General features: G+C 32.8%; 21 protein-coding genes and 1 tRNA gene. 9 read left to right on the forward strand and 13 right to left on the reverse strand.

Annotated features, from left to right (window positions below):
* Window positions 1-21: 21 nt before the first annotated feature.
* The 6 genes from ACHRVL_RS18390 to ACHRVL_RS18415 all read left to right on the forward strand — a co-directional run bounded on the left by ACHRVL_RS18390 (window position 22) and on the right by ACHRVL_RS18415 (window position 6,512).
* Window positions 22-801, forward strand: coding sequence for a hypothetical protein (locus ACHRVL_RS18390; RefSeq protein WP_089055883.1), 780 nt, complete (start codon window positions 22-24; stop codon window positions 799-801).
* Window positions 802-882: 81 nt separating this feature from the next.
* On the forward strand, window positions 883-1,455 hold the full coding sequence (gene ribH / locus ACHRVL_RS18395) for a 6,7-dimethyl-8-ribityllumazine synthase (protein WP_089057981.1): 573 nt from the start codon (window positions 883-885) through the stop codon (window positions 1,453-1,455).
* A 345-nt stretch (window positions 1,456-1,800) separates the two neighbouring features.
* Window positions 1,801-3,729, forward strand: a complete 1,929-nt coding sequence (gene mutL / locus ACHRVL_RS18400; RefSeq protein ID WP_395414853.1) for a DNA mismatch repair endonuclease MutL — start codon at window positions 1,801-1,803, stop codon at window positions 3,727-3,729.
* Window positions 3,726-4,538 carry a rhomboid family intramembrane serine protease gene (locus tag ACHRVL_RS18405; protein ID WP_395414854.1) on the forward strand — a complete coding sequence of 271 codons (813 nt, stop codon included), beginning with the start codon at window positions 3,726-3,728 and terminating at the stop codon, window positions 4,536-4,538. The genes mutL and ACHRVL_RS18405 overlap by 4 nt, the downstream gene beginning before the upstream one ends.
* Window positions 4,539-4,583: 45 nt before the next feature.
* The gene (locus tag ACHRVL_RS18410; protein WP_395414855.1) at window positions 4,584-5,447 is read left to right on the forward strand and encodes a rhomboid family intramembrane serine protease; all 864 of its coding nucleotides are present in this window, start codon (window positions 4,584-4,586) and stop codon (window positions 5,445-5,447) included.
* An 18-nt stretch (window positions 5,448-5,465) separates the two neighbouring features.
* Window positions 5,466-6,512 (forward strand): endonuclease/exonuclease/phosphatase family protein, encoded by a 1,047-nt coding sequence (locus ACHRVL_RS18415; RefSeq protein WP_395414856.1) that lies wholly within the window; start codon window positions 5,466-5,468, stop codon window positions 6,510-6,512.
* Between the two features lie 70 nt (window positions 6,513-6,582).
* Here the strand turns inward: ACHRVL_RS18415 and ACHRVL_RS18420 are convergent, their stop codons facing one another.
* From ACHRVL_RS18420 to ACHRVL_RS18455, 8 genes are all read right to left on the reverse strand, one after another.
* Window positions 6,583-7,197, reverse strand: a complete 615-nt coding sequence (locus ACHRVL_RS18420) for a WbqC family protein (protein WP_395414857.1) — start codon at window positions 7,195-7,197, stop codon at window positions 6,583-6,585.
* A gap of 89 nt (window positions 7,198-7,286) precedes the next feature.
* Window positions 7,287-8,840, reverse strand: coding sequence for a signal peptidase I (gene lepB, locus ACHRVL_RS18425; protein WP_395414858.1), 1,554 nt, complete (start codon window positions 8,838-8,840; stop codon window positions 7,287-7,289).
* 67 nt (window positions 8,841-8,907) lie between these two features.
* Complete coding sequence (dapB, locus tag ACHRVL_RS18430) at window positions 8,908-9,609, reverse strand: 4-hydroxy-tetrahydrodipicolinate reductase (protein ID WP_395414859.1); 702 nt, start codon at window positions 9,607-9,609, stop codon at window positions 8,908-8,910.
* A 37-nt stretch (window positions 9,610-9,646) separates the two neighbouring features.
* Window positions 9,647-10,216, reverse strand: coding sequence for a DUF5683 domain-containing protein (locus ACHRVL_RS18435; protein ID WP_089055891.1), 570 nt, complete (start codon window positions 10,214-10,216; stop codon window positions 9,647-9,649).
* Window positions 10,216-11,118 (reverse strand): ParB/RepB/Spo0J family partition protein, encoded by a 903-nt coding sequence (locus tag ACHRVL_RS18440; RefSeq protein WP_089055892.1) that lies wholly within the window; start codon window positions 11,116-11,118, stop codon window positions 10,216-10,218. Before ACHRVL_RS18440 ends, ACHRVL_RS18435 begins: the two co-directional genes overlap by 1 nt.
* Before the next feature lie 5 nt (window positions 11,119-11,123).
* Window positions 11,124-11,891 carry a ParA family protein gene (locus ACHRVL_RS18445; protein WP_089055893.1) on the reverse strand — a complete coding sequence of 256 codons (768 nt, stop codon included), beginning with the start codon at window positions 11,889-11,891 and terminating at the stop codon, window positions 11,124-11,126.
* 306 nt (window positions 11,892-12,197) lie between these two features.
* Entirely contained in the window at window positions 12,198-12,602 is a 405-nt protein-coding gene (locus ACHRVL_RS18450; protein WP_395414860.1) for a septal ring lytic transglycosylase RlpA family protein, read from the reverse strand.
* Window positions 12,603-12,851: 249 nt separating this feature from the next.
* Window positions 12,852-12,926 (reverse strand) — tRNA-Pro (locus ACHRVL_RS18455).
* 177 nt (window positions 12,927-13,103) lie between these two features.
* On the opposite strand from ACHRVL_RS18455, the gene trxB reads away from it, so the two are divergent.
* Window positions 13,104-14,051, forward strand: a complete 948-nt coding sequence (trxB, locus tag ACHRVL_RS18460; RefSeq protein ID WP_089054099.1) for a thioredoxin-disulfide reductase — start codon at window positions 13,104-13,106, stop codon at window positions 14,049-14,051.
* Window positions 14,052-14,180: 129 nt separating this feature from the next.
* Here trxB and ACHRVL_RS18465 read toward each other — a convergent pair whose 3' ends face one another.
* The 5 genes from ACHRVL_RS18465 to ACHRVL_RS18485 form a co-directional block, all read right to left on the reverse strand.
* On the reverse strand, window positions 14,181-15,041 hold the full coding sequence (locus tag ACHRVL_RS18465) for a GIN domain-containing protein (RefSeq protein WP_395414861.1): 861 nt from the start codon (window positions 15,039-15,041) through the stop codon (window positions 14,181-14,183).
* 86 nt (window positions 15,042-15,127) lie between these two features.
* On the reverse strand, window positions 15,128-15,862 hold the full coding sequence (locus ACHRVL_RS18470; RefSeq protein ID WP_395414862.1) for a head GIN domain-containing protein: 735 nt from the start codon (window positions 15,860-15,862) through the stop codon (window positions 15,128-15,130).
* 3 nt (window positions 15,863-15,865) lie between these two features.
* Window positions 15,866-17,587, reverse strand: coding sequence for a PspC domain-containing protein (locus ACHRVL_RS18475; RefSeq protein ID WP_395414863.1), 1,722 nt, complete (start codon window positions 17,585-17,587; stop codon window positions 15,866-15,868).
* 3 nt (window positions 17,588-17,590) lie between these two features.
* On the reverse strand, window positions 17,591-17,923 hold the full coding sequence (locus tag ACHRVL_RS18480) for a PadR family transcriptional regulator (protein WP_008464689.1): 333 nt from the start codon (window positions 17,921-17,923) through the stop codon (window positions 17,591-17,593).
* 128 nt (window positions 17,924-18,051) lie between these two features.
* Window positions 18,052-18,531 (reverse strand): DUF4870 domain-containing protein, encoded by a 480-nt coding sequence (locus ACHRVL_RS18485; RefSeq protein ID WP_395414864.1) that lies wholly within the window; start codon window positions 18,529-18,531, stop codon window positions 18,052-18,054.
* Between the two features lie 230 nt (window positions 18,532-18,761).
* Here ACHRVL_RS18485 and ACHRVL_RS18490 point away from each other — a divergent pair, with 230 nt between their 5' ends.
* Both ACHRVL_RS18490 and ACHRVL_RS18495 read left to right on the forward strand, forming a co-directional pair.
* Window positions 18,762-19,214 (forward strand): DUF4442 domain-containing protein, encoded by a 453-nt coding sequence (locus ACHRVL_RS18490; protein ID WP_129024411.1) that lies wholly within the window; start codon window positions 18,762-18,764, stop codon window positions 19,212-19,214.
* Window positions 19,215-19,536: 322 nt separating this feature from the next.
* Window positions 19,537-22,932, forward strand: a complete 3,396-nt coding sequence (locus tag ACHRVL_RS18495; protein WP_395414865.1) for a polysaccharide deacetylase family protein — start codon at window positions 19,537-19,539, stop codon at window positions 22,930-22,932.
* Window positions 22,933-23,167 lie beyond the last annotated feature (235 nt).

Genomic DNA, 23,167 nt, shown 5'->3' on the forward strand with positions numbered 1-23,167 from the left:
CGTTCACTAAATTAATTTTAAATGGCTACTTACAATAAAAGAGGATATAAAGCACCAAAGGAGAAGGAAGTTAAAGAAGTAACTGAAGAACAACAAGTAATTATTGACGAGAAAGACAGCAAAACTGCTGAGGTTTTTTCTAAGTTAGATGAAACTGCTTCAAGAACTGAGGATTGGGTTGCTAAAAATCAAAAAATCATTATTGGTTTAGTTGCTGGTATTGCAGTTGCGACTATTGGATATTTGGCTTACCAAAAATTTATCGAAGCTCCTAAACAAGACGAAGCTGCAAACGAAATGTTTGTTGCACAACAAAACTTTCAAAAAGCTGTTGATGGTGTAGCAAGTGATTCATTATATAAGTTGGCTTTGAATGGTTCTGAAGGTAAATTCGGATTTGTGAAAATCGCTGACGAATATTCTGGAACTGATGCAGGAAATTTAGCAAATTACTATGCTGGTATGGCTTATTTAAATACAGGTAAATTTGATGATGCTATTAAGTATTTAGGTAATTTTAAATCAGAAGATTTAATTTTAAGTGCTTTAGCAAAAGGAGCAATTGGAGATGCTTATTCTCAAAAAAACCAACAAAAAGAAGCTTTAGATTATTATGTAAAAGCTGCTGAATCTAATAAAAACGATTTTACAACACCTCGTTTCTTATTAAAAGCTGGTAAAACGGCTTTAGCTTTAGGTCAAAAAGAAGATGCGTTAAAATACTTTACAGATATTAAAGATAATTTTGATGCAACTCCAGAAGCTGCTTCTGTTGATGCTTTGATTGGATTAGCACAATAAAAATTTTAGACTTTAGATTTAAGATTGTAGATTTGTAATTAAGAATTTAAATTCTAGAATCAAAAATCTAAAATATTACAGATGGCTACCGAAAATAAAAATTTATCACAATACGATAAAAACACAATCCCAAATGCGAAAGACTTTCGATTTGGGATTGTTGTTTCTGAGTGGAACGAAACTATTACAGAAGGACTTTATAATGGTGCTTTTGAAGCATTAATCGATTGTGAAGTTCCTGCACAGCAAATCATTCGATGGAATGTTCCAGGGAGTTTTGAATTGATTTATGGCGCAAAGAAAATGCTGCAAACACAAAATGTAGATGCAGTAATTGTAATTGGCTGTGTTATTCAGGGAGAAACCAAGCATTTTGATTTTGTCTGCGAAGGTGTAACACAAGGAATTAAAGATCTGAATGTTCAAACTGATATTCCGGTTATTTTTTGTGTACTGACAGATAATAACATGCAGCAGTCTATTGATAGAAGTGGAGGGATTCATGGAAACAAAGGAACCGAAGCGGCAATTGCAGCAATAAAAATGGCGTATATTCGTCAGCAGGCTTCAATGGCGCATGCTTTTAATCAGCCATTACTTTCGTCAGGAGCTCTTCAAATAGAAGACGGTCCTAGAAAAATTGAGAAAGAATAAAAACACAATTGTTTTAAAAATAGTAAAGCCTATACTGTAAAATAGTATAGGTTTTTTTATGTCTTTTTTGAGGTAAATTATCAGGAAGAATAATGTATTCGGATTGGTGTATAAGATTTTGTTTTTGATAAATAGAATACTTTCGATTGTAAAAGTTAATTGATTTTCTTTTAGAAATAAAAATCAATAACTTTAATCTTTCTGTTTCTTAGAGTATTGAGGTTTTTGTTTTTTTTATGATTGCAGATATTCTGAAAGCCAGTCAAAATTTACTAAATTTGTACCTCTTGGTTTAGATTTCAAATCAAAAATCTTAAATAGTTAATCTACAATCCTAAATATTAAATGTCGAGTATTATTCAATTGCTTCCAGATCACGTTGCTAACCAGATTGCTGCCGGAGAAGTGGTTCAAAGACCAGCTTCAGTCGTAAAAGAATTGTTAGAAAATGCTGTAGATGCAAAAGCAACTGATATCAAATTGATTATAAAAGATGCCGGCAAATCATTAGTTCAGGTTATTGATAATGGTGTTGGAATGACAGTTACGGATGCTCGTTTGTGTTTTGCTCGTCATGCAACTTCAAAAATTCGTCAAGCCGAAGATTTATTTTCTCTAGGTACCAAAGGTTTTCGTGGAGAAGCTCTGGCTTCGATAGCGGCTATTGCTCACATGGAAATGAAAACCAAACAGGATCAAGATGAATTAGGAACACATATTGTAATTGAAGGAAGTAAGTTTGTTTCGCAGGAAGTAGCTGTTTTACCAAAAGGAACTTCATTTTCTGTTAAAAATTTATTCTTTAATATTCCAGCCCGTCGTAATTTCTTAAAATCCGATACAGTAGAATTTCGTCATGTTATGGATGAATTTCAGCGTGTGGCTTTGGCGCACCCAAATATTCATTTTAGTTTTTATCATAACGGAAGTGAGTTGTACAATTTGCCTGCAGCAGGATATCGTCAGCGAATTGTTGGGATTATGTCTGGTAAAACTAACGAGAAGTTAGTTCCAGTTAATGAAGATACTGAGATTATAAATATTCAAGGATTTGTCTGTAAACCAGAATTTGCCAAGAAAAATAGGGGAGAACAGTTCTTTTTTGTAAACGACCGATTTATAAAAAGCGGTTATTTGCATCATGCAGTTATGGCGGCTTATGACGGACTTTTGAAAGATGGTTCGCAGCCAAGTTATTTCTTGTATTTACAAGTTCCGCCCAATACAATTGATATTAACATTCATCCCACTAAAACCGAAATTAAGTTTGATGATGAACAGGCTTTATATGCCATTTTAAGAGCTTCAATTAAACATAGTTTAGGACAGTTTAATGTTGCTCCAGTTTTAGATTTTGAAAGAGATTCAAATTTAGATACGCCCTATCATTATAAAGATTTAGAAGCAGAAACGCCTACAATTCAGGTTGATGGAACTTTTAATCCATTTACAGATGATAAAACCAATCAGCATTATTCAAAAGCGGCTTCAGGATCAGGTTCTAGTTATAGTTCAGGATCTTCGTCTTCTTCTTTTTCAGGTTCTTCTTATTCGGGGTATTCGAAAAGAGTTGAGCCAACAGTAAGTTGGGAAAGTTTATACGTTGGTTTGGATACAGAAAATACGGAAAGTATCGAAAGCTCGCCTTTTAACTTTGAGAATGAAGAAGTAACTTCATCTTTGTTTAATGATGATGAGGTAGAACAAGCAAGTCAGAAAACGTATCAAATACATAAAAAATATATAGTTTCGCCAATAAAGTCTGGAATGATAATTGTTGATCAGCATCGTGCACATCAGCGTATTTTATACGAGCAGTTTTTGTTGAATATGACAGTAAATCAAGCTTCGAGTCAGCAATTGCTTTTTCCGTTGGATTTGTTTTACTCTTCATCAGAAATGAAATTGATTGAAGAATTAAAACCTTCATTAGAAACTACGGGATTTGTGTTTGAAGATGCAAAAACAGACCATATTGTAATTTCGGGAATTCCAGTAAATATTACCGAAAGTGAAGTTTCTCTTGTAATTGAGCAATTGTTGAGTGATTTACAAGATGGAATCCCAGCGAGCAGTTACAGTCAGAATGATACTATAGCCAAATCGATGGCAAAAAGTTTAGCGGTTAAAACAGGATCTTATTTAACCGAAAAAGAACAAGATAATCTCGTAAACGGTTTGTTTGCTTGTAAAGATCCAAATATTTCACCTTTTCAAAAACCTACATTCATCACCATGCGTGTTGAAGATATAGATAAAAAGTTTGCCTTATGATGAATATGACTCCCGTTGTAAAACAACTGCTTATAATTAATATTATATTTTTTATAGGTTCCCAACTAGTGCCAATTTCATATGATTATTTAATGTTGTATTATCCGGAAAGTGATAATTTTAGGATTTGGCAGATTATTACGCATATGTTTATGCATGCAAAATTGCCAAATTTTGCTCATATTTTATTTAATATGTTTGCATTGTATAGTTTTGGATCTGCATTAGAGCATTTTTGGGGCGGTAAAAAATTCTTATTTTTCTACATTTCCTGTGGATTAGGTGCCGCTTTGCTTCATACTGGAGTAAATTATTTGCAATTACAATCTCTTTTAGATTCAGTTTCTAGTTTGAATTTATCTAAAGCTGATCTTCATTTAATTTTGAATGCGGATTATTCGTCTTTATTTGATTCAAACGGTAAAATGATACAAGGTGAAGTTGCAGCTATTTTAAATAATGCACATTGTACTCAAGAGCAGTTTAATGCCTTGGCACAAGCAAGTGGAATTGTTCAATCACCTGTTTTAGGAGCTTCTGGTGCAATTTATGGCTTGCTTACAGCCTTTGCTTTCATGTTTCCTAATGCTCAATTGGGTATAATGTTTATTCCTATTCCTATTAAAGCAAAATACTTTGTGCCTGGAATTTTAGCAATTGATTTGTTTTTAGGATTTAAGGGAAGTTCTTTATTTGGAAGTGGTGGTACTGGAATTGCTCATTTTGCCCATGTTGGTGGTGCAATTGCTGGTTTTTTAATGATGTTGTACTGGAAAAAAAATCAGTTTAATAACAATCGTTGGAATTAATTTTTAACTTTAAATAATTAATTTTAGAAACCAAAAGAAGACTTTATGAATATTCTTGACGATTTAAAACTCCAATATAAATTAGGTGGAATCGCAATGCGAGTAATTTATTGGAATATTGCCTGCTTTCTTATTTCTTTAATTTTTTTCTACCAGTTTTCAAGTGGTCAGTTTGTGTTTCCAAATTGGATTGCATTGTCTTCAGATCCTCAGGTTTTTTTGTTTAAGCCTTGGACTTTTTTAACGTATGCATTTTTTCATTACGGATTTTTGCATTTGTTATTTAATATGATGGTTTTAAACTTTGCGAGTAATCTATTTCTAACTTTTTTTAGTCAAAAGCAATATTTGGGCTTGTATATTTTAGGAGCCATTTTTGCTGGAGTTGCATTTTCATTAAGTTTTTACTTTTTAAATATTTCAGCGCCTATAGTTGGTGCTTCGGCTGCAATTATGGCTGTTTTAGTTGCTGTTACAACGTATCAGCCTTTAATGAACATTCGTTTAATGTTGATTGGTAATGTAAAGTTGTGGCATATTACGGGTGTAATTTTAATTTTAGATTTAATGCAGTTTCGCTTAGATAATATGGGAGGACATATTTCTCATTTAGCAGGAGCTGTTTTTGGTTTTATCTTTATTAAACTGTTGCAGCAAGGAACTGATTTAAGTAAAATAGTTTCTAAAGTATTAGACTTTTTTGCTAATTTGTTTAGAAAATCTCCAACCACGCCATTTACAAAAGTTCATAAAAATTATAAAAAACCGACAGAAAAAGTAACTTCACGAATTGTTACTAAAGATAAAACACAACAGCAAATTGATGAGATTTTAGATAAAATTAGTCAATCTGGTTATGATTGTTTGACTAAAGAAGAAAAAGAGTTTTTGTTTAAAGCAGGGAAATAATCCTTTTAGCCAAAAAATATGAAAAACCTTTCGTGGTTTAATAAAGTAATGTTCTTTTTGAATATAGTGTTAACTGTACTTACATTTAGTATCTATATTTTACCTTTTCTAGCACCTAAAAGCTTTCCTCTTTTATCGGTGCTTACGCTGTTTATGCCGGCTTTTTTTGTGATGAACGGATTCTTCTTCGTTTACTGGGCAATTCAGTTTAAAAAGCGCCTTATTTTGTCTGGTTTGGTTTTATTAACCGGGATAACATTTATTAGTAAATTCTACAAGTTTTCGGCGAAAGAATATGTTAAAAGCGAAAAAGATTTCTCAGTAATGAGTTATAATGTTCGTCTGTTTAATGTTTTTAAATGGCTGGATCGTGATGACATTCCTTCAAATATTAAAGCTTTTATTGATGAAAAAGATCCTGATATTTTATGTATACAAGAGTATTCTAATTCAGCTCATCTTGATTTAAAAGTGTATCCGCATCGCTATATTTTTATAGATGGTAAAAAGATCAAAACAGGTCAGGCCATTTTTTCGAAATTTCCGATAATCAACGAGGGGAAGATTATCTTCCCAAAATCAGATAATAATGCGATTTATGCAGATATAAAACGCGGGAAAGATGTTATTCGGGTTTATAATATGCACCTGCAGTCAATTAAAATTTCGCCTGATGTAAACGAAATTTCAGATGATATAGACAATGTAAATCAGAAAAAATCACAACGTATTTATGCTCGAATCAGTAAGGGATTTACGCAGCAGCAGGAACAAGCAGAGATTTTTAAGGAAAATATTAAACAATGTAAAAACCCAATTATTATTTGCGGTGATATGAATAACAGCCCGTTTTCATACGTGTACCGAAATATTAAAGGAAAACTTAAAGATGCTTTTGAAGAAGCAGGTGAAGGTTTTGGAGCAACTTATAAATTTAGATATTACCCAGCACGAATCGATTATATTTTTACAGATAGTAAAATGAAAGTAAAGCATTTTGAAAGCTTTCCTGACTTCGAAAATTCAGACCATTATCCTATAATGGCTAGACTTTCAATGGAATAAAATTGATATTCTTAAATTTTTAAAATTGTTTTAGCTGTTCGCTGTTACTTGATACAAATTCAAAAGGATATTATAGCAGTTTCTGTGTTTTTAAATAATCCATCGCAAATTTCCCTTCGTTAAAAAGTAAATCTAAAACACTTAAATTGTTGATGAAACTATGTTTGTCGTCAAAAATCTGAGTGTATTTTTCGAATGAATTTTGATCTTTTTTTCCATTTGCTAAATATCTGAAATCAGAAATATTTTCTACTTCATGAAAGTATTCAGTTGTTTTGCTGAATTCTAATTTCATTCTTAGACATTTTGTGGTAATGTCTAAAACTTCCATATTTAAATCCATCAAGAAAGTGTGTTTTTTCTCGAAAATAGGAGTAATGTCATCTTCAAAAAATTCGAAGAAAGGCGAGCTTCTATATGCTGCTTCCAGCGATTTAAAATGCTGTTTCTGCCAGTCAAATTCATTTTCAATCAAAACATCTTTTGTTTTCTGATGTGCAGATTTAGAATGTTTAACAGGAATATTTAATAATTGAATTCCGTTTGGACTATAGATATATGTGCGGTTTCTATTAGTCTGCTTTTGAAAATTATCTTCCATTTCAAAAGTTACATTCTCAGATTGTGCCATAACAGCAAAGTGGCTGATTGATGGAAAATAAGTAGGAAGTAATAAAGAGTTCATTGTGGTTTTTGTTTAATCGGTAAATCGTTTAATCGTTCTTTTTGAGAAACAATTAAACGATTTACCAGTTCAACGTATTAACGTTTTTTTTATGCTTTGTTTTCTTTTCTTTTTCTCCAGAAGAATTCTCCAACGAAGTAAAGACCAAGAACAATTAAGAAATATTTGAAGTAAGATTGTGGCTGTCCTTCACCATCAACAGTGGTGAATACACGGTTCCAGCGTATTTTGTTGATGCCTTTTCCGTTTGTATCCCAGCTCATCCAAATAAAAACTGGTTTTCCAACAATATGATTTTCTGGAACGTAACCCCAAAAACGGCTGTCTTCAGAGTTATGGCGATTGTCTCCCATCATCCAGTAATAATTTTGTTCGAAGGTATATGTTGTTGTTGGTTTTCCGTCAATTAAAAATTTAGAACCTTGTATTTCTAATTTTTTTCCTTCGTAATTGGTAATGATGTCTTTGTAGAATGGTAAAGATTCATTATTTAATGCAACTGTTTTACCGGCTTCTGGAATATAAATCGGACCATAATTGTCTTCATTCCATTTATTGATATGTGGGAACACAGCATTGTTTGTTCTTGTCTCGATTTTTCGTACTACTGCAGTAACACCCGGAGTGTTTTTTATGCGTTCAGCGCTTGCTTCGGTTAATGAACCAAAATAAAGAGTGTCTCTTTTTTCACTTCTAAAACCTGCTGGATCTGTAATGTCTAATTCTTTAAGTAACGATTCAAAATCGATGCTTGTTTTTCCGTCTAATGCTACGGCGTAAGAGTATTGCGGTTTAGCTCGCTCTGGTAAAACTAATTTTTTTCCGTTAATGTAAACAAAACCATCTTTTATTGATAAGCTGTCTCCAGGAATACCTACACATCTTTTTACGTAATTTGATCTTTTGTCGATAGGTTTAATAACACCCGGCCTTCCTTTTGGTTCGTAAAAATAATGTACGGTATCAACAGGCCAGTTGAAAACTACAATGTCTGTACGTTTGATTTTTTCTAGAGCAGGCAGTCTAAAATAAGGTAATTGAGGCCAGCTTAAGTACGATTTCCTTTTCGTTAACGGAATAGAATCGTGAACCATTGGCAATGCAATTGTTGTCATTGGTACTCTAGGGCCGTAATTTATTTTACTCACAAATAGGAAGTCACCAATTAAAAGAGATTTTTCAAGAGATGATGTAGGAATTGTATAAGGTTGAACAACGTAAGTGTGTACTAAAGTTGCAACAATAACGGCAAAAAGCAATGAGCTGATTGTATCGGCTGTTTTGTTATCAGGTGTCAGTTTTCTGTCTGCGTTATACTCTAATTTTTGAGTATAGTTTACATAATAAATATAAAAACCAAGAGTAAATAGCCCTAGAATAGTATCTAATGTTGATTTTTTACCAAAAGTTCTTAAAGTTTCAACCCAAATAACAGGAAACATAATTAAGTTGATAATTGGAATGAAAAGCAAAAATGTCCACCAAGTTGGGCGGCCAATTATTTTCATTAAAACAATCGAATTATAAACTGGAATTGCAGCTTCCCAGCTTTTTCTACCCGCTGCCAGATACAGTTTCCAAGTTCCCGCAAAGTGGATGATTTGTACCGCTAAGAAAAATACGAACCAAGAATATAGTGTCATAGTTTTTGTGTTTTTATGTTTTAAACTTTAGGTTGTTCTTATGTAGAAGTCTTAAGTTTAGTATGTTTTATTTTAGATTTAATACATCTTTCATGCTGTAGATTCCTGTTTTACCAGCAAGCCATTCAGCAGCGATTACTGCGCCTAGAGCAAAACCTTCGCGGTTGTGAGCAGTATGTTTTAGTTCTATGCTGTCTACAATTGAGTCGTACGTTACAGTGTGAGTGCCTGGAACGTCACCAATTCTTTTCGCTTCAATATGAATTTCACCTTGTTTAGCATCATCTAAAGTCCAATTTGCATAACTGCTGTTTTCAATAACGCCTTTTGCTAAAGAAATAGCTGTTCCGCTTGGAGCATCTAGTTTTTGAGTGTGATGAATTTCTTCCATCGATACTTTATACGAATCAAATTGCGACATTATTTTGGCTAAATACTCATTTAGTTCAAAGAAAATATTAACTCCTAAGCTGAAATTTGAACTTGAAATAAATCCGCCTTGTTTTTCGTTGCACAGAGCAGTCATTTCGTCAAAGTGTTCCAGCCATCCAGTTGTTCCAGAAACAACAGGAACATTTGCATGAAAGCAGTTTGAAATATTATCTACGGCAGCAGTAGGAACACTAAAGTCGATTGCGACATCAGCAGTTGAAAGTCCGTCGTAAGTATTGAATTCATCTTTCTTTAAAACAATTTCATGACCTCTTTCTAAAGCAATTCTTTCGATTACTTTACCCATTTTTCCGTATCCTAAAAGTGCAATTTTCATTTTATATTTTTTTTGTTTTAAAAGCCATTAAAGACTGTTAAAAGTGGTAATTAAAAGTTAGTCCAACATTTGGTTTAAAAGTTACATCAGCAGGATAAATTTCCGGGCGTAATGATAATCTTTCGTTTACGTTGAATTGAATCAAGGCGGCATCGACGTTGGCATCGATAATATTTAAAGCGTAAAAAGCAACAACAAAAAGGGCTGATAAATCTCGGTTTCGCTGGTAGAATTTTTGACCAGCAATAAGCCTGCTGTCATCTAGATAATCGTACTTTCCGCCAGTTCCAGGACCGTAGCCTTCAAGTCTACGTTTGTATTCATCACGATAATCATGGTATTTTTTATTATTATCGATGTAAAAGTATAAGCTGGTTCCTATGGCACCGTAAACTAATGGTATTTTCCAGTATTTTTTATTATAGGCTTGACCTAGGCCAGGTAGAATTGCAGAATAAAACGCTGCTTTTGCTGGTGTCAAAGGGTCAATTTCTTGTAATTTACTCGTGTCTTTAACAACCAAAACCGTGTCTTTTTTTGTTTGGGCAAAAAGAGAAACGGTTCCTATGAGAAAGAACAATAAACTTATGGGGACAATCTTATTCACTATCCGTTAATTAATTTTATAATTCTATTAAAGTCGGCTTCAGAACTAAATGGAATTGTAATTTTTCCTTTTCCGTTGCCAGCGACTTTTATATCAACTTTTGAACCAAAATAATCATTGAAAGAGTTTTTTTGAGTTTCTCTAACCATAAATGAAGAATCAGATTTTGGTTTTTGTTCTGCTTTTGGTTTTAAACTTTCGTGGTAATTTTTTACTAAAGTTTCTGTTTCACGAACAGATAAATTTTGACTTACGATTTTTTGATAAATATCAGTTTGAACATCTAAGTCTTCAATATTGATAATGGCACGTCCATGCCCCATGCTGATAAAACCATCTCTGATTCCAGTTTGAATAATTGGATCAAGTTTTAAAAGACGTAAATAGTTGGCAATTGTCGAACGTTTTTTTCCAACACGTTCGCTCATTTGTTCCTGCGTTAATTGAATTTCGTCAATTAAACGCTGGTATGAAAGTGCAATCTCGATTGGGTCTAAGTCGTGGCGTTGAATATTTTCAACCAAAGCCATTACTAAAGACTCATTGTCATTTGCAATACGAATGTATGCAGGAACGTGAGTTAAACCTAATAAAGTTGAAGCACGTAAACGACGTTCTCCAGAAATTAATTGGTATTTATTGAAATCTAATTTTCGAACAGTAATAGGTTGAATTACACCAAGTTCTTTGATAGAAGTGGCTAACTCGCGTAATGATTCTTCGTTAAAATTGCTTCTAGGCTGAAACGGATTTATTTCGATAGCACTTAGTTCAAGCTCAATAATATTTCCAACAACCTTATCAGCATTTTTATCTTCTACTGATACAATGTCGTTTTCCGGATCTTTTAATAATGCTGATAATCCTCTTCCTAAGGCTTGTTTTTTAATTGCTTTTGTCATAAAAACTATTTACTGTTTTTCTTTATAATTTCTTGAGCAAGGTTAATATAATTAACAGCTCCTTTGCTGGTTGCGTCATAATTAATGATGCTTTCGCCAAAACTAGGAGCTTCGCTCAATTTAACATTTCGCTGAATTACGGTATCAAAAACCATATCGTTAAAGTGTTTTTGAACTTCTTCTACAACCTGATTTGATAAACGTAATCTTGAATCATACATGGTAAGTAATAATCCTTCGATATCAAGATCTGGGTTGTGTATTTTTTGAATACTTTTTATGGTATTCAATAGTTTTCCTAATCCTTCAAGTGCAAAATATTCGCATTGAATTGGAATTACTACAGAATCAGCTGCTGTTAGAGCATTCAAGGTTAATAAACCTAACGAAGGAGCACAGTCGATAATGATATAATCATATTCTTCTTTAACACTTTCTAATGCTTTTTTAAGCATATATTCTCTATTTTCCTTGTCAACCAATTCAATTTCGATGGCAACAAGGTCAATGTGAGCAGGTATCACGTCAACATTTGGTGCTGTGCATTGGATGATAGTTTCTTTTGGCGTGTGGCTATGTTCAAGTATTTGGTAAGTTCCAATTTCAACAGTCTCAACATCAATCCCAAGGCCAGATGTAGCATTTGCCTGAGGATCAGCATCAATAAGTAATACTTTTTTTTCTAAAACACCTAATGAGGCAGCAAGATTTACTGATGTAGTTGTCTTTCCAACGCCTCCTTTTTGATTAGCAATCGCAATGATTTTGCCCATTTATTTTCTGAATTTTGAACCGTAAAAATACAATTATTTATGGTTTTTGAAAATCTATTTTGTAAACATTTAATAAACGTTGGTTAATCGTTGTGCGGTGCGTGTTTTACAGATTTAATTTTTGATGTATGTTTAAAAGAATAACGAAATTTTGCTCAGTTTCGTCTTTTGATTTGGCAAAAAGGCTGGAATTGTAACTTGATTTTTGAGATCAACTCAAAAAAAATAAATGTTTCCCTTTGATTTTTTTGCAAAAGCCCGGCAAGGCAGTCAGACTGAAATAGCTTTAATTGATTTGTTTGCAGTTTAGTTTTTTAAAACTTCAATTTTGACTTTAAGCGAACCGCTTCCTTTATTTGAGGCAATTTTCATAAAAGCTTTTTTGGTAAGATCAATTTCTCTTCTTTTACTATAAGGTCCTCGATCGATAACTTCTACAATAACTGATTTATTATTTTTTTCGTTTGTGATTTTTAGTTTTGTCCCAAATGGGAACTTTTTATGAGCAGCCGTAAATTTACTGTTGTTGAACCTTCTGCCGCTGGCTGTTCGTTTTCCATTGAACTTGTCGTTGTAATAAGAAGCATGTGCATGGGTTTTGTATAAAGTGTATTTTTCCTTTTTTTCTTTGGGTTCTTTAGTTGCTGCTTTTTTCTGTGCAAAAGCTAATGTCGAAATAATTAAAACAATAAAGAGGGCTATTTTTTTCATTTAAATGTTTCTATATGGTTTGCAAAAAAAGTCTATTTAAAAAATTTAACCAAATGCATTAAGTTATATTTATAATATCGAAAGGCTTTTCGATGATAGAGTTGGTTATAATTTGTTTGATTATTTTTTTTTTTTTTTTTTTAAACTCTACAGGTTTCTGTATGGATATGTTTTTTTGTATTGATTTCGAAAAACATAGAATATAAACGAAAGAAAATAAAAAAGCCGAACATTTCTGTTCGGCTTTTGTCGGGGTGGCAGGATTCGAACCTGCGGCCTCCTGCTCCCAAAGCAGGCGCGATAACCGGGCTACGCTACACCCCGAAGATGTATTTGTTGTACTGCCCGTAAGCGGATGCAAATATAGTAATAAATTTTGTTTACAAAAGGAAAAATGAAAAATAAATAAAACTTATTTTGAGATAGTTATTTCGGATTTATTTTGGGTGTTATTTTTTATAATAAAGTTTACATTTGCATCACAAAAAAACTATTCACATTATGTCAGATACAATCGAAAAAATTAAATGCCTTATTATAGGTTCTGGTCCTGCAGGTTATACTGCAGCAATTTATGCAGCCAGAGCAAACATGAATCCAGTGTTATATCAAGGAATGCAGCCTGGAGGTCAGTTGACTACCACTAATGAAGTTGAAAATTTCCCAGGTTATGTTGATGGTGTTACGGGACCAGAAATGATGATTCAATTACAAGAACAATCAAAACGTTTTGGTGCTGATATCCGTGATGGATGGGCTACAAAAGTTGATTTTTCAGGCGATATTCATAAAGTTTGGATTAATGATACAATCGAATTACACTGTGAAACCGTTATTATTTCTACAGGAGCATCTGCTAAATATTTAGGATTACCTTCAGAACAGCATTATTTACAAATGGGCGGCGGAGTTTCTGCTTGTGCTGTTTGCGATGGGTTTTTCTACCGTAATCAAGAAGTTGTGATTGTTGGAGCAGGTGATTCTGCTTGCGAAGAAGCACATTATTTATCTAAGCTTTGTAAAAAAGTTACCATGTTAGTAAGAAGTGAAAAATTCAGAGCTTCAAAAATTATGGAAGAACGTGTTCGCAAAACTGAAAACATCGAAATTTTAATGAACCACGATACAGTTGAAGTTTTAGGTGATGAAAATGTTGTTCATGCGATAAAAGCTAAAAATAAAACTACAGGTGAAGTTTTTGATATTCCTGCGACTGGATTTTTCGTAGCAATTGGTCATAAACCAAACACAGATATTTTTGCAGATTATATTACTCTTGATGAAACAGGATATATTGTAAATACTCCGGGAACATCTAAAACAAATGTTGAAGGTGTTTTTGTTGCTGGAGATGCTGCAGATCATGTGTATCGTCAAGCAATTACTGCTGCCGGTACTGGTTGTATGGCTGCGCTTGACGCTGAAAGATATTTGGCTTCAAAGGAATAAACTAAAAAGATTATCTTTCATGTTCTTTGAATGTGAAAAATGTAAATATGAAAAAAGTCCCATTCAATCAAGAATGGGACTTTTTATTTATATCGATTTCTTCTGAATTCTAGTGTTTAAGAAAGAGGCTTACAATGTTGTTGCTTTTGCTTTTGGCGCCCCCGGTTTTTTAATCAGCTTTGCTTCTTCACTAAAGCGTGTAAGCTCTATTTTTGGATCTCCCAATAATGAGATTTCAGATTTGTCTCCAGCCGCTATTGCGATAGTCGTTTCTGCTAAAATAGAGGCAATAGCAGAGCCTTCGGTTGTAACATTTGCTTCTTTCAAGGTAAATTTTGTTCCTGTAAAAACAGAATTGTTGTCTAAACGAATCGTAGCTTTTTCAGCAATTCCTTCAATTGCGGCATTGGCTTTTTGATACAAATCGCATTTAAATTTCATAGCAGAAACTAAGGTTTTTATTGAGGCATATTTGCTCAATTGTAAACTGGCTTCATCTGATTTTAAATTTAGTTCTGTTTTTGACCTGTCATCAGCAATTAAATTGAATTTTTTTGAGTTTACATTCAGGAATAGTTTTGAAAAATCGATGCTCTTAAAAGTAATATCATCTAATTGAACTTCTTGAATTGCATATACGATTGCGTCATTTTTAACGCTGACTTTAGTCAGTGAGTTTGTGTATATAATATGTACAGCAAGTTTTTTAAAAATGGTACTTTCTTTTGTAGTGAATAAACGCAGTGTTTTTTCCTTTAAATCTGTTCCAATAATATCATGAATATTATCATCGGCTTCAATTTTAATTTCGTTTTTTTCTCCTTTTTCAAGGTAAACTTCTATATTGTCCTCTACTTCGATGGCATCAAAACTTCCTACTTCTTTAATTGATGTAGTAACAATTTTAGAACCTTTTATTTTTTCTTTTTTTTGAGCAAAAGTTAATGTTGTAACTAAAAGCAATAGCAGCAGTGCAGTATTTTTTTTCATTAATTCTAGATTTGATTTTAGCAAATATAAAAAAATCATCCACTTTCGATGAATGATTTCTTTTATATTTAACAGTTAAGGGCAGCTTAACGCTGGCTTACACTTCCGCCTGAGCTTACATTTTTTTCGATTGTTTTAGGTGCAATGTCATAATCAATATCACCTCCGCTCGATGCGTCTGCTTTTAAACTCACGATTGGGTGTACAGCTATGCTTCCGCCGCTTGAAGCTTTTGCCTGAACCTCGTTTGCAAGTAATTTCTTTGCGTCAATGCTTGAACCGCTCGAAGCTTTTGTTTGAACTCGCAATGCTTTTCCTTCTATCTTAACATCACTTCCGCTGCTGCAATTTATAATGATATTATCTGATTCTATATTAAGATTCATGTTTGCAGCACTTGAAGTTTCAAGCTCTATGTTTTCTCCCTGAATGATATTTTTACCTTGTACAGATGATGCGCTGGAAGCCTCTAATTTATTAATAACAGGCATTTTTACAGTCACCTTTTTCATAGTAATGTCTCGGAAAGAATTGAATTTGCAGTGAATAACTAAAGTTCCGTTCTCAACCTTTGTGATGATTTCTTTCTGTAAATTATCATCGGCTTCTACTATAATTTCTGTAGCATCAGATTGTTCAATTACCAAGTCAATAGCATTGCTGACTTTTACGTTCTGAAAATCTCCTTGAACAATTCTTTTCTCGGTGGTTACGTTTCCGCTTCCTTCAATTGTTTTCACGTTAAAATTACATGAGGCAAACAATAATGCGGTAATAGTCGCAACAATAAATTTTGTAATATGAATGATTATTTTGATCATGGCTTAGTTAATTTTAATTACAACTCCGTTTTTATCAGTGGTTAGCTTTCCGTTAGTTTTTTTTCCGTTAAGAACTTCTTTTCCATTTATTTTAATAGAAACTTCTTTTACTGTATCATTATCAATTTGGTTAACTTCCTCTACATCGTCATATTCATTTTCATCAGCCGGGCAGTTTAAACATTTAATTTTTGATCCTTCAACTTTGTAGTTGTAGTTTCCGCTAAAATGAAGATTGAAAAAATCATCTTCAGAATCATCATAATCTTGTACAGATGCGTCTGGTTTAAATAACTGCCCTTCTGGTAAGTATAAGTATACGTCAACTTCTTGGCCTCTAAATTTGTTTTTTACATCTGTAAGAAAATAGTTATCCAAAATTAAAGAATTTCCTTTAACTTGAAATTTATAATCAATTTTTTCTGCTCTTTGTTTTGCCGCTATAAATGAATTGCCTCTTGCGCTTTTTTCTATTTGAATATAAGGAGCAGCTTCATCAGTGTGTAAAACATGTAAACGAACATCATTAGAATAGATTAACTGATTGTTTGCTGAATCTTGTACAAATTCAAATTCGCTGCGGTGATTCAGATCTTTTGCATAATAATCGTTGTATCTGAATTTTACAAATAAAGTATCTTTTGTACTAATGTTAAGTGCTTTTTTCTCTACGGTTTTATTGTCGTATGATATTTCAGTAGCTTGTTTAATTCCAATGCTGATTGCGATTGCGACAGCAATAATCCAAATTGCCAGCAAAGTGTATTTTGTGATGTTTCCGATTGATTTTAAATTTGGAGACAATAGTTTGAATCCTAATAAAGTTAAAAAGAAAAACGGAATACCAACAGCAAAGAACATTAACAAACCAAATGACCATATAGGATAATCTGTAAAGTTTCCAGCGTCAACGAAGTTTTGCCAAGGAAAGTCAACAAAAACATTAGTTCCAAGAGTAAAAACTCCAATCAATAACATAATCAAAACACTAATTCCAGACATGATTAAAATTACGCCTAAAAACTTAGCGAAGATTTTAAAGATGGTCATGATAAAGTCTCCAAATGAACTACTTATTCTCTCAGCTCCCGACTTTACTTGGTTTCCCATTTTGTCATAATCTGCATTTTTAAATTTATCAGATAATGAATCAATTTCTTCACGTACTTTTTTTTCGATGTTTGAAATGGTTACCGGCTCACCAGTCATCTCCAATTTTTCTGAAGTTGTAACCGCTTCAGGAGTTACAATCCAAAGTACGAAGTACGCTAGAATTCCAGTTCCAAAACCTGCAAAAACAAATACTAAGAATAAGATTTTGATCCATACAGCATCAATTCCAAAATAATGCCCTAATCCAGTTGCTACACCGCCAATCATACCTTTTTCTTTATCACGGTATAATTTTTTGTGTTTTCTTGCACCGTAATTATTAAAAGATTGAGATGATTTTTCTTCGTCTTCAATGATGTAGTCCTCAGGTTGTCCCATTACCGTAATCACTTCGTCAACATCTTTTAGTCCTACAACATGTTTTTCGCTTTTTTGTTTTTCTGTTAATAATTCAGAAACGCGCATTTCGATGTCTTTGATTATTTCATCTTGACCAGACGAGTTATTAAGAGATCTTTTTATAGCGTCAAAATAGCGTGTCAATTTTAAATATGCATCTTCATCGATGTGAAAAAACATACCGCCTAAGTTAATATTTACTGTTTTGTTCATGACTTATTGATTTTGATTGGTGATTAGATTTACAGCATCAGATAATTCTGTCCAGGTGCCGCTAAGTTCGTTTAAAAATGTTTGTCCTATCTCGGTTAATCCATAATATTTTCGTGGCGGCCCTGAGGTCGATTCTTCCCAGCGATAATTTAGTAAACCGTCATTTTTCAGCCTAGTTAAAAGTGGATATACAGTTCCTTCAACAACTAGTAATTTTGCGTTTTTTAAAGTGTCTAATATTTCAGATGTATATGCGTCTTTTTCTTTTAATACTGATAAGATGCAAAACTCAAGAACACCTTTGCGCATCTGGGCTTTTGTGTTTTCAATGTTCATAATTTCATTTTGTTTTTTTTAGATTGAACAATTCGTTTTTTGATTGATGATGATTGATTGATGATTGAATTCGAAACCATTCTTGTTGATTGCTTGTAAAGTTTCGACTATAACTTTTAATTCGTTGATTACTTTATAAAAGAAATCGTGAGCGGATATTTATATAATTCTCCGTTTGAAGCTTTTATTGAAGCATAAATCACTAAAAAGAATTCAACAAATTTTAAAACTCCAAAAAGTAAAACTGCTGTTAAACCAATACTGATTAATCCAATGTTCCCTTCAAAATTGAAATTTCTGATGACAAAATTTTCGTCATTAAAAACAGCTTGCATGGGAATGTTCTGCAGTATAACGGCAAAGAAAATTGGAATTGCAATTAATGCTAAAACTAAAGTATAAAGCAATAAACTCAATTGAAAATTCAATGTTTGTTTTCCGTGGTGATTTACAAATTCTGATTTGTCTTTGTAACTCGTCCAGATTAATATTGGAAAAATGTAATTTCCAAACGGAATAATGTACTGAGTTAACGTACTTAAATGTGTGAACGTTGCAGTGTTCTTTTCTGATGTTGTTTCCATGATGAGTGGTGGTGTTGTTTCCATGATTAAAAGTATATAGTAATTTCTTATACAAATATATAGCTAAAAGACAGTATCTTGTTTTGCATAGTACCAAATATTAACAAAATTTTAACAAGTTTTAGTTTTTAAAAATGCCTATAAAAGACTGAAAACCATTTGTAAGCCCTGTTTTTACTGCCGATTTAGGAAAGTAAAAGCAATTTATTGTGCGCGCATAGTTTTTTTGTATTTTTACAAAAAAAATAAATTCTATGGCTGTATCAGTTTCCAAACTCAACAAATTTGTATTATTCAAATTGCCATCTGCATTCATTTGTGGTGTACGTGTAAAGGCAATCGACAAGGACAGGTGTATAGTAAGTGTTAAACACCGTTGGATAAATCAGAATCCTTTCAATTCAATGTATTTTGCGGTTCAAGCAATGGCAGCCGAATTAACGACAGGAGCTTTGGTTATCTCGCAGATACAAGAAAGCGGTAAAAAAATCTCAATGCTTGTTGCTAATAATAAAGGAAACTTCACCAAAAAAGCAACGGGACGAATTACTTTTGTTTGTAATGACGGGCACTTAATTGCCGATGCAATTCAAAGAACTATTGCAACAGGCGATGGTCAAACGTTCTGGATGAAATCTATAGGAACAAATGAAGATGGAGTGCAGGTTTCAGAAATGGATTTTGAATGGAGTGTTCGACTTAAATAAAATAGCGATATAATATACTTATATATGACCTGTTCTAAACAGGTCTTTTTTTTTGCTTTGTATTTTGTAAATACCTGTTTTTTAATTGTTTAGTTTTGTTTTTGTAAACTTTTCTTTTGTAATTTTATTCGAGATTGCTGCTGTTTATAAAATTAGATTATTAATACAATCTTCATTTAGTAACACTAATTTTATAGTTTAAAAAACTACATTTGTAGGATAAATACTTCTTTTGTGAAAAAGAATTGATTTTTATTAATGTTGTTGAAAGTTTTAAAAACTTCAGATTTTTTTAATAGCATTTACTTAAAAGGAAAAGTATATGGATGGTAAAAAGCAAGTATTTCAGACTGTTACTCAAAAACGCTGGAAAACTTTTCAATGGTCAAGTCGACTTATTTTGTTTATTCTTATTTTAATGGTTCCCATCTTTTTTATCACTTTAAAAAGAGGGCTAAAGCCGCCACTACCACTTTTAGCCAATAGTAGTCGAGCAGGACATAGTTTAGAAAATCCTGTTACACCCAAAAATCTGACAGATAAAGAGCTTAAAAAATTTAAAGGTTTTGATTATTTTTTAAGAGCAAAAAGCAAAATAGATAAATTAAAAAAACAGCTTGCTGTTGCAAAAACAGCTTCAGAAGTTAGGGCCGCTTTTTATGTAGACTGGGATCCGCAAAGTTTATTTTCACTCCAAAAAAATATTGACAAACTCAATATGGTCATTCCTGAATGGTTTTTTATTGATCCTAAAACAGATTTATTGCGAACAGAAATTGATACAGCAGCATTAAAAGTAATGAAAAAAGGGAAGGTTAAAATTCTTCCTCTAATTAATAATATAAATGAATCTTTAGGTGAAGGTGAATTTGACGGGGATCTTATTCATCGCATTCTTCATGATACAAACAAAAGAGAAAGACTTATTAATGACATCGTAAAGGCCTTGAAAAAATATGATTTGCAAGGAATAAATATCGATTTTGAAGAATTTAAGGAAAATGCAGATGAGCCCATAATTGCTTTTCAAAAATCATTATATGAAAAACTGCATCCGTTGGGCTATTTAGTTACGCAGGACATTATGGCAAACGATGAGGATTTTAATATAAAATCATTGTCAAAATACAATGATTATATGTTTCTTATGGCTTATGATGAGCATTATGCCGGCAGTATTCCTGGAGAAATAAGCAGTCAAAAATGGATAGAAAGAATTGTAGACAAAACAGCCAAAGAAATTCCGTCAGACAAAATTATTCTCTGTTTTGCTGGTTACGGCTACGATTGGCAGGAAAAACAAGAAGGTGAAACCATTACCTACGATCAAGCAATTGCTGTTGCGAAACAATATAATGCGACAATAAAGTTTGATAATAACAGCTACAATAACTCTTTTAAGTATACAGACAGCAATGGAAAAAAACATGAAGTAGATTTTGAAGATGCAGCAACCAATTTTAACACGATCAGGTTTAGTGATGAATACGGTTTGGCAGGAACTGCTTTATGGCGTTTAGGAAGTGAAGATCAACGTTTGTGGACTTACTATCAGCGAAGTTTAACGAATGAGAGTCTCAAGAAAAAGCCTTTCGATTTTAAAATGATGAAACGTGTCAATACACGAATAGAAAGTCCTGCTTATATTGGCGATGGAGAAATATTAAATGTTATTGCTGATCCTGCACCAGGAAAAATTGAATTGGAAATCAATAAAGAAGAAACAATCATTACAGAACAGAGATATGTAGAATTACCAACTAAATACGTAATCAGCAAATTTGGAAACGTAAACAAACAAGTTATTTTAACTTTTGATGACGGACCTGATCCTATTTATACACCAGAGATTTTAGATATTTTAAAGAGAGAAAAAGTACCAGCCGTTTTTTTTGTCATTGGTATTCAAGGAGAAAACAATATTCCGTTACTGCAAAGAATTTACAAAGAGGGTCACGAAATAGGGAATCATACTTTTACACATCCCAATATTGCTTTGGTAAGCCCGGAAAGGGCGGCAAAAGAAATGGAAACAACACGATTATTAATCGAAGCAGTTACCGGAAGAAGTACGGTTCTTTTTAGAGCGCCTTATAATGCAGATGCTGAGCCTACCACAGAAGCTGAACTCAAACCAATTGCTTTAAGTAAAGCCCAAAATTATTATACAGTCGGCGAAAGCATAGATCCTAACGATTGGGAAAAAGGTGTAAGTGCTGATTCTATTTATAAGAGAACAATATCGCAATATGAGGCAAATCCTGATAAAGGAATTATTTTGCTTCATGATGCCGGCGGAAACAGAGAAGCTACTGTTGCTGCTTTGCCGCGAATCATTAAATATTTTAAAGACAGAAATATTCAGTTTACAACCGTTTCTCATTTGCTGGGTAAAACTAAAGATGAGATTATGCCGGAAGCAAAGGGGCCGTTTATCTCATTGGATAATTTTATTTTTGATTTTGGATATTGGTTTGGACATTTTATTACAGCGACATTTTGGGTTGCCATTTTTCTGGGGTTCTTAAGAATTGCGTTAATGGCTGTAATGGCTTTTATAAAAAAATGGAAGGACCACAAATATCCACCAGTTTATAAAGACTTCGAAGGCGAGCTTCCAAAGGTAAGTATTATTGTTCCTGCCTATAATGAAGAAATAAATGCCGTAAAAACAATCGAAAATTTATTGGGTCAGGATTATCCTTTTTTTGATATTGTTTTTGTTGATGATGGTTCTAAAGACAAAACTTTTGCAATGATCAATCAAGCTTTTGCTAATAATTTGAAAGTAAAAGTACATACGAAACCTAATGGAGGAAAAGCATCGGCATTAAATTACGGAATTGCATTGACTCAAAATGATTATGTAATTTGTATTGATGCTGATACACAATTAAAAACAGATGCGGTTTCGCAATTAATGAAAGGATTTAGAATTCAGTTAAAAAACAATGAAGAAATTGGCGCTATTGCAGGAAATGTAAAAGTAGGAAATGAAAATACAATGCTTACGAAATGGCAGCGTATTGAATATACAACGGCACAAAATTTTGATAGAAGAGCTTTTGATTTAATCAACGGAATTACGGTTGTTCCCGGAGCAATTGGCGCGTTTAAAAAAGAAGCAATAGAAAAAGCAGGAGGTTTTACAACTGATACACTTGCAGAAGACTGCGATTTAACGATTCGTATTTTAAGAAACGATTATCATATTATAAATTGTATTGAAGCAGTAGCAGTAACAGAAGCTCCTGAAAGTTTGAAGGAGTTTATGAAACAGCGTTTTCGCTGGAGTTATGGTATTATGCAGGCTTTTTGGAAAAATAGAGACGCGTGTTTTAATCCAAGGTATAAAGGGTTAGGAATGGTTGCCTTGCCCAATATTCTGCTTTTCCAAATTGTACTGCCTATTTTTGCACCTTTGGCAGATTTAGTTCTTATTTTAAGTTTATTTTGGAATTATAATGATCCAGACAGCCTTCATAAAATACTAATTTACTACATAGCATTTATGTTGGTTGATATGCTGGTTAGTGTAATTGCTTTTATTTTTGAGAAAGAAAAACTGACCAAATTAATATGGTTAATTCCGCAGCGGTTTGTTTACAGACAATTGATGTATGTAATTTTATTTAGAGCATTACGAAGAGCGATAAAAGGCGAAAGTCAAAGTTGGGGAGTTCTCACACGAACAGGAAATGTGGCAACGGTAAAATAGTTTTTGAAGTTTTTTTGACACAGATTCAAAGATTAAAAGGATTTCTTTGTGAATGAACTTTTGGCAAAGTTTAAAACTTTGTCAAAGTTGGTTAAGAGTTTTCTCGTCGCGAATTTCATGAATTAGCACGAATTAATTTGTGCCAATTTAAGCGTATTTTAAATTAGTGTCAATTCGTGAAATTCGCGGCGAAAAAAAACATAAAAAAAAGCCTCAAATATTTGAGGCCTTTTGC

It is taken from the genome of Flavobacterium sp. FlaQc-28, assembly GCF_044007415.1.
Taxonomy (GTDB): Bacteria; Bacteroidota; Bacteroidia; order Flavobacteriales; family Flavobacteriaceae; genus Flavobacterium.

Bases quoted from the DNA above. Each gene is read 5' to 3' on its own strand.
- ACHRVL_RS18405 (WP_395414854.1), top strand. From the start codon at position 3,726: ATGATGAATATGACTCCCGTTGTAAAACAACTGCTTATAATTAATATT.
- ACHRVL_RS18470 (WP_395414862.1), bottom strand. From the start codon at position 15,862: ATGATCAAAATAATCATTCATATTACAAAATTTATTGTTGCGACTATT.
- ACHRVL_RS18410 (WP_395414855.1), top strand. From the start codon at position 4,584: ATGAATATTCTTGACGATTTAAAACTCCAATATAAATTAGGTGGAATC.
- ACHRVL_RS18450 (WP_395414860.1), bottom strand. From the start codon at position 12,602: ATGAAAAAAATAGCCCTCTTTATTGTTTTAATTATTTCGACATTAGCT.
- ACHRVL_RS18390 (WP_089055883.1), top strand. From the start codon at position 22: ATGGCTACTTACAATAAAAGAGGATATAAAGCACCAAAGGAGAAGGAA.
- ACHRVL_RS18420 (WP_395414857.1), bottom strand. From the start codon at position 7,197: ATGAACTCTTTATTACTTCCTACTTATTTTCCATCAATCAGCCACTTT.
- lepB (WP_395414858.1), bottom strand. From the start codon at position 8,840: ATGACACTATATTCTTGGTTCGTATTTTTCTTAGCGGTACAAATCATC.
- ACHRVL_RS18495 (WP_395414865.1), top strand. From the start codon at position 19,537: ATGGATGGTAAAAAGCAAGTATTTCAGACTGTTACTCAAAAACGCTGG.
- trxB (WP_089054099.1), top strand. From the start codon at position 13,104: ATGTCAGATACAATCGAAAAAATTAAATGCCTTATTATAGGTTCTGGT.
- ACHRVL_RS18490 (WP_129024411.1), top strand. From the start codon at position 18,762: ATGGCTGTATCAGTTTCCAAACTCAACAAATTTGTATTATTCAAATTG.
- mutL (WP_395414853.1), top strand. From the start codon at position 1,801: ATGTCGAGTATTATTCAATTGCTTCCAGATCACGTTGCTAACCAGATT.
- ACHRVL_RS18415 (WP_395414856.1), top strand. From the start codon at position 5,466: ATGAAAAACCTTTCGTGGTTTAATAAAGTAATGTTCTTTTTGAATATA.
- ACHRVL_RS18465 (WP_395414861.1), bottom strand. From the start codon at position 15,041: ATGAAAAAAAATACTGCACTGCTGCTATTGCTTTTAGTTACAACATTA.
- ACHRVL_RS18475 (WP_395414863.1), bottom strand. From the start codon at position 17,587: ATGAACAAAACAGTAAATATTAACTTAGGCGGTATGTTTTTTCACATC.
- ACHRVL_RS18445 (WP_089055893.1), bottom strand. From the start codon at position 11,891: ATGGGCAAAATCATTGCGATTGCTAATCAAAAAGGAGGCGTTGGAAAG.
- ribH (WP_089057981.1), top strand. From the start codon at position 883: ATGGCTACCGAAAATAAAAATTTATCACAATACGATAAAAACACAATC.
- dapB (WP_395414859.1), bottom strand. From the start codon at position 9,609: ATGAAAATTGCACTTTTAGGATACGGAAAAATGGGTAAAGTAATCGAA.
- ACHRVL_RS18485 (WP_395414864.1), bottom strand. From the start codon at position 18,531: ATGGAAACAACACCACCACTCATCATGGAAACAACATCAGAAAAGAAC.
- ACHRVL_RS18480 (WP_008464689.1), bottom strand. From the start codon at position 17,923: ATGAACATTGAAAACACAAAAGCCCAGATGCGCAAAGGTGTTCTTGAG.
- ACHRVL_RS18440 (WP_089055892.1), bottom strand. From the start codon at position 11,118: ATGACAAAAGCAATTAAAAAACAAGCCTTAGGAAGAGGATTATCAGCA.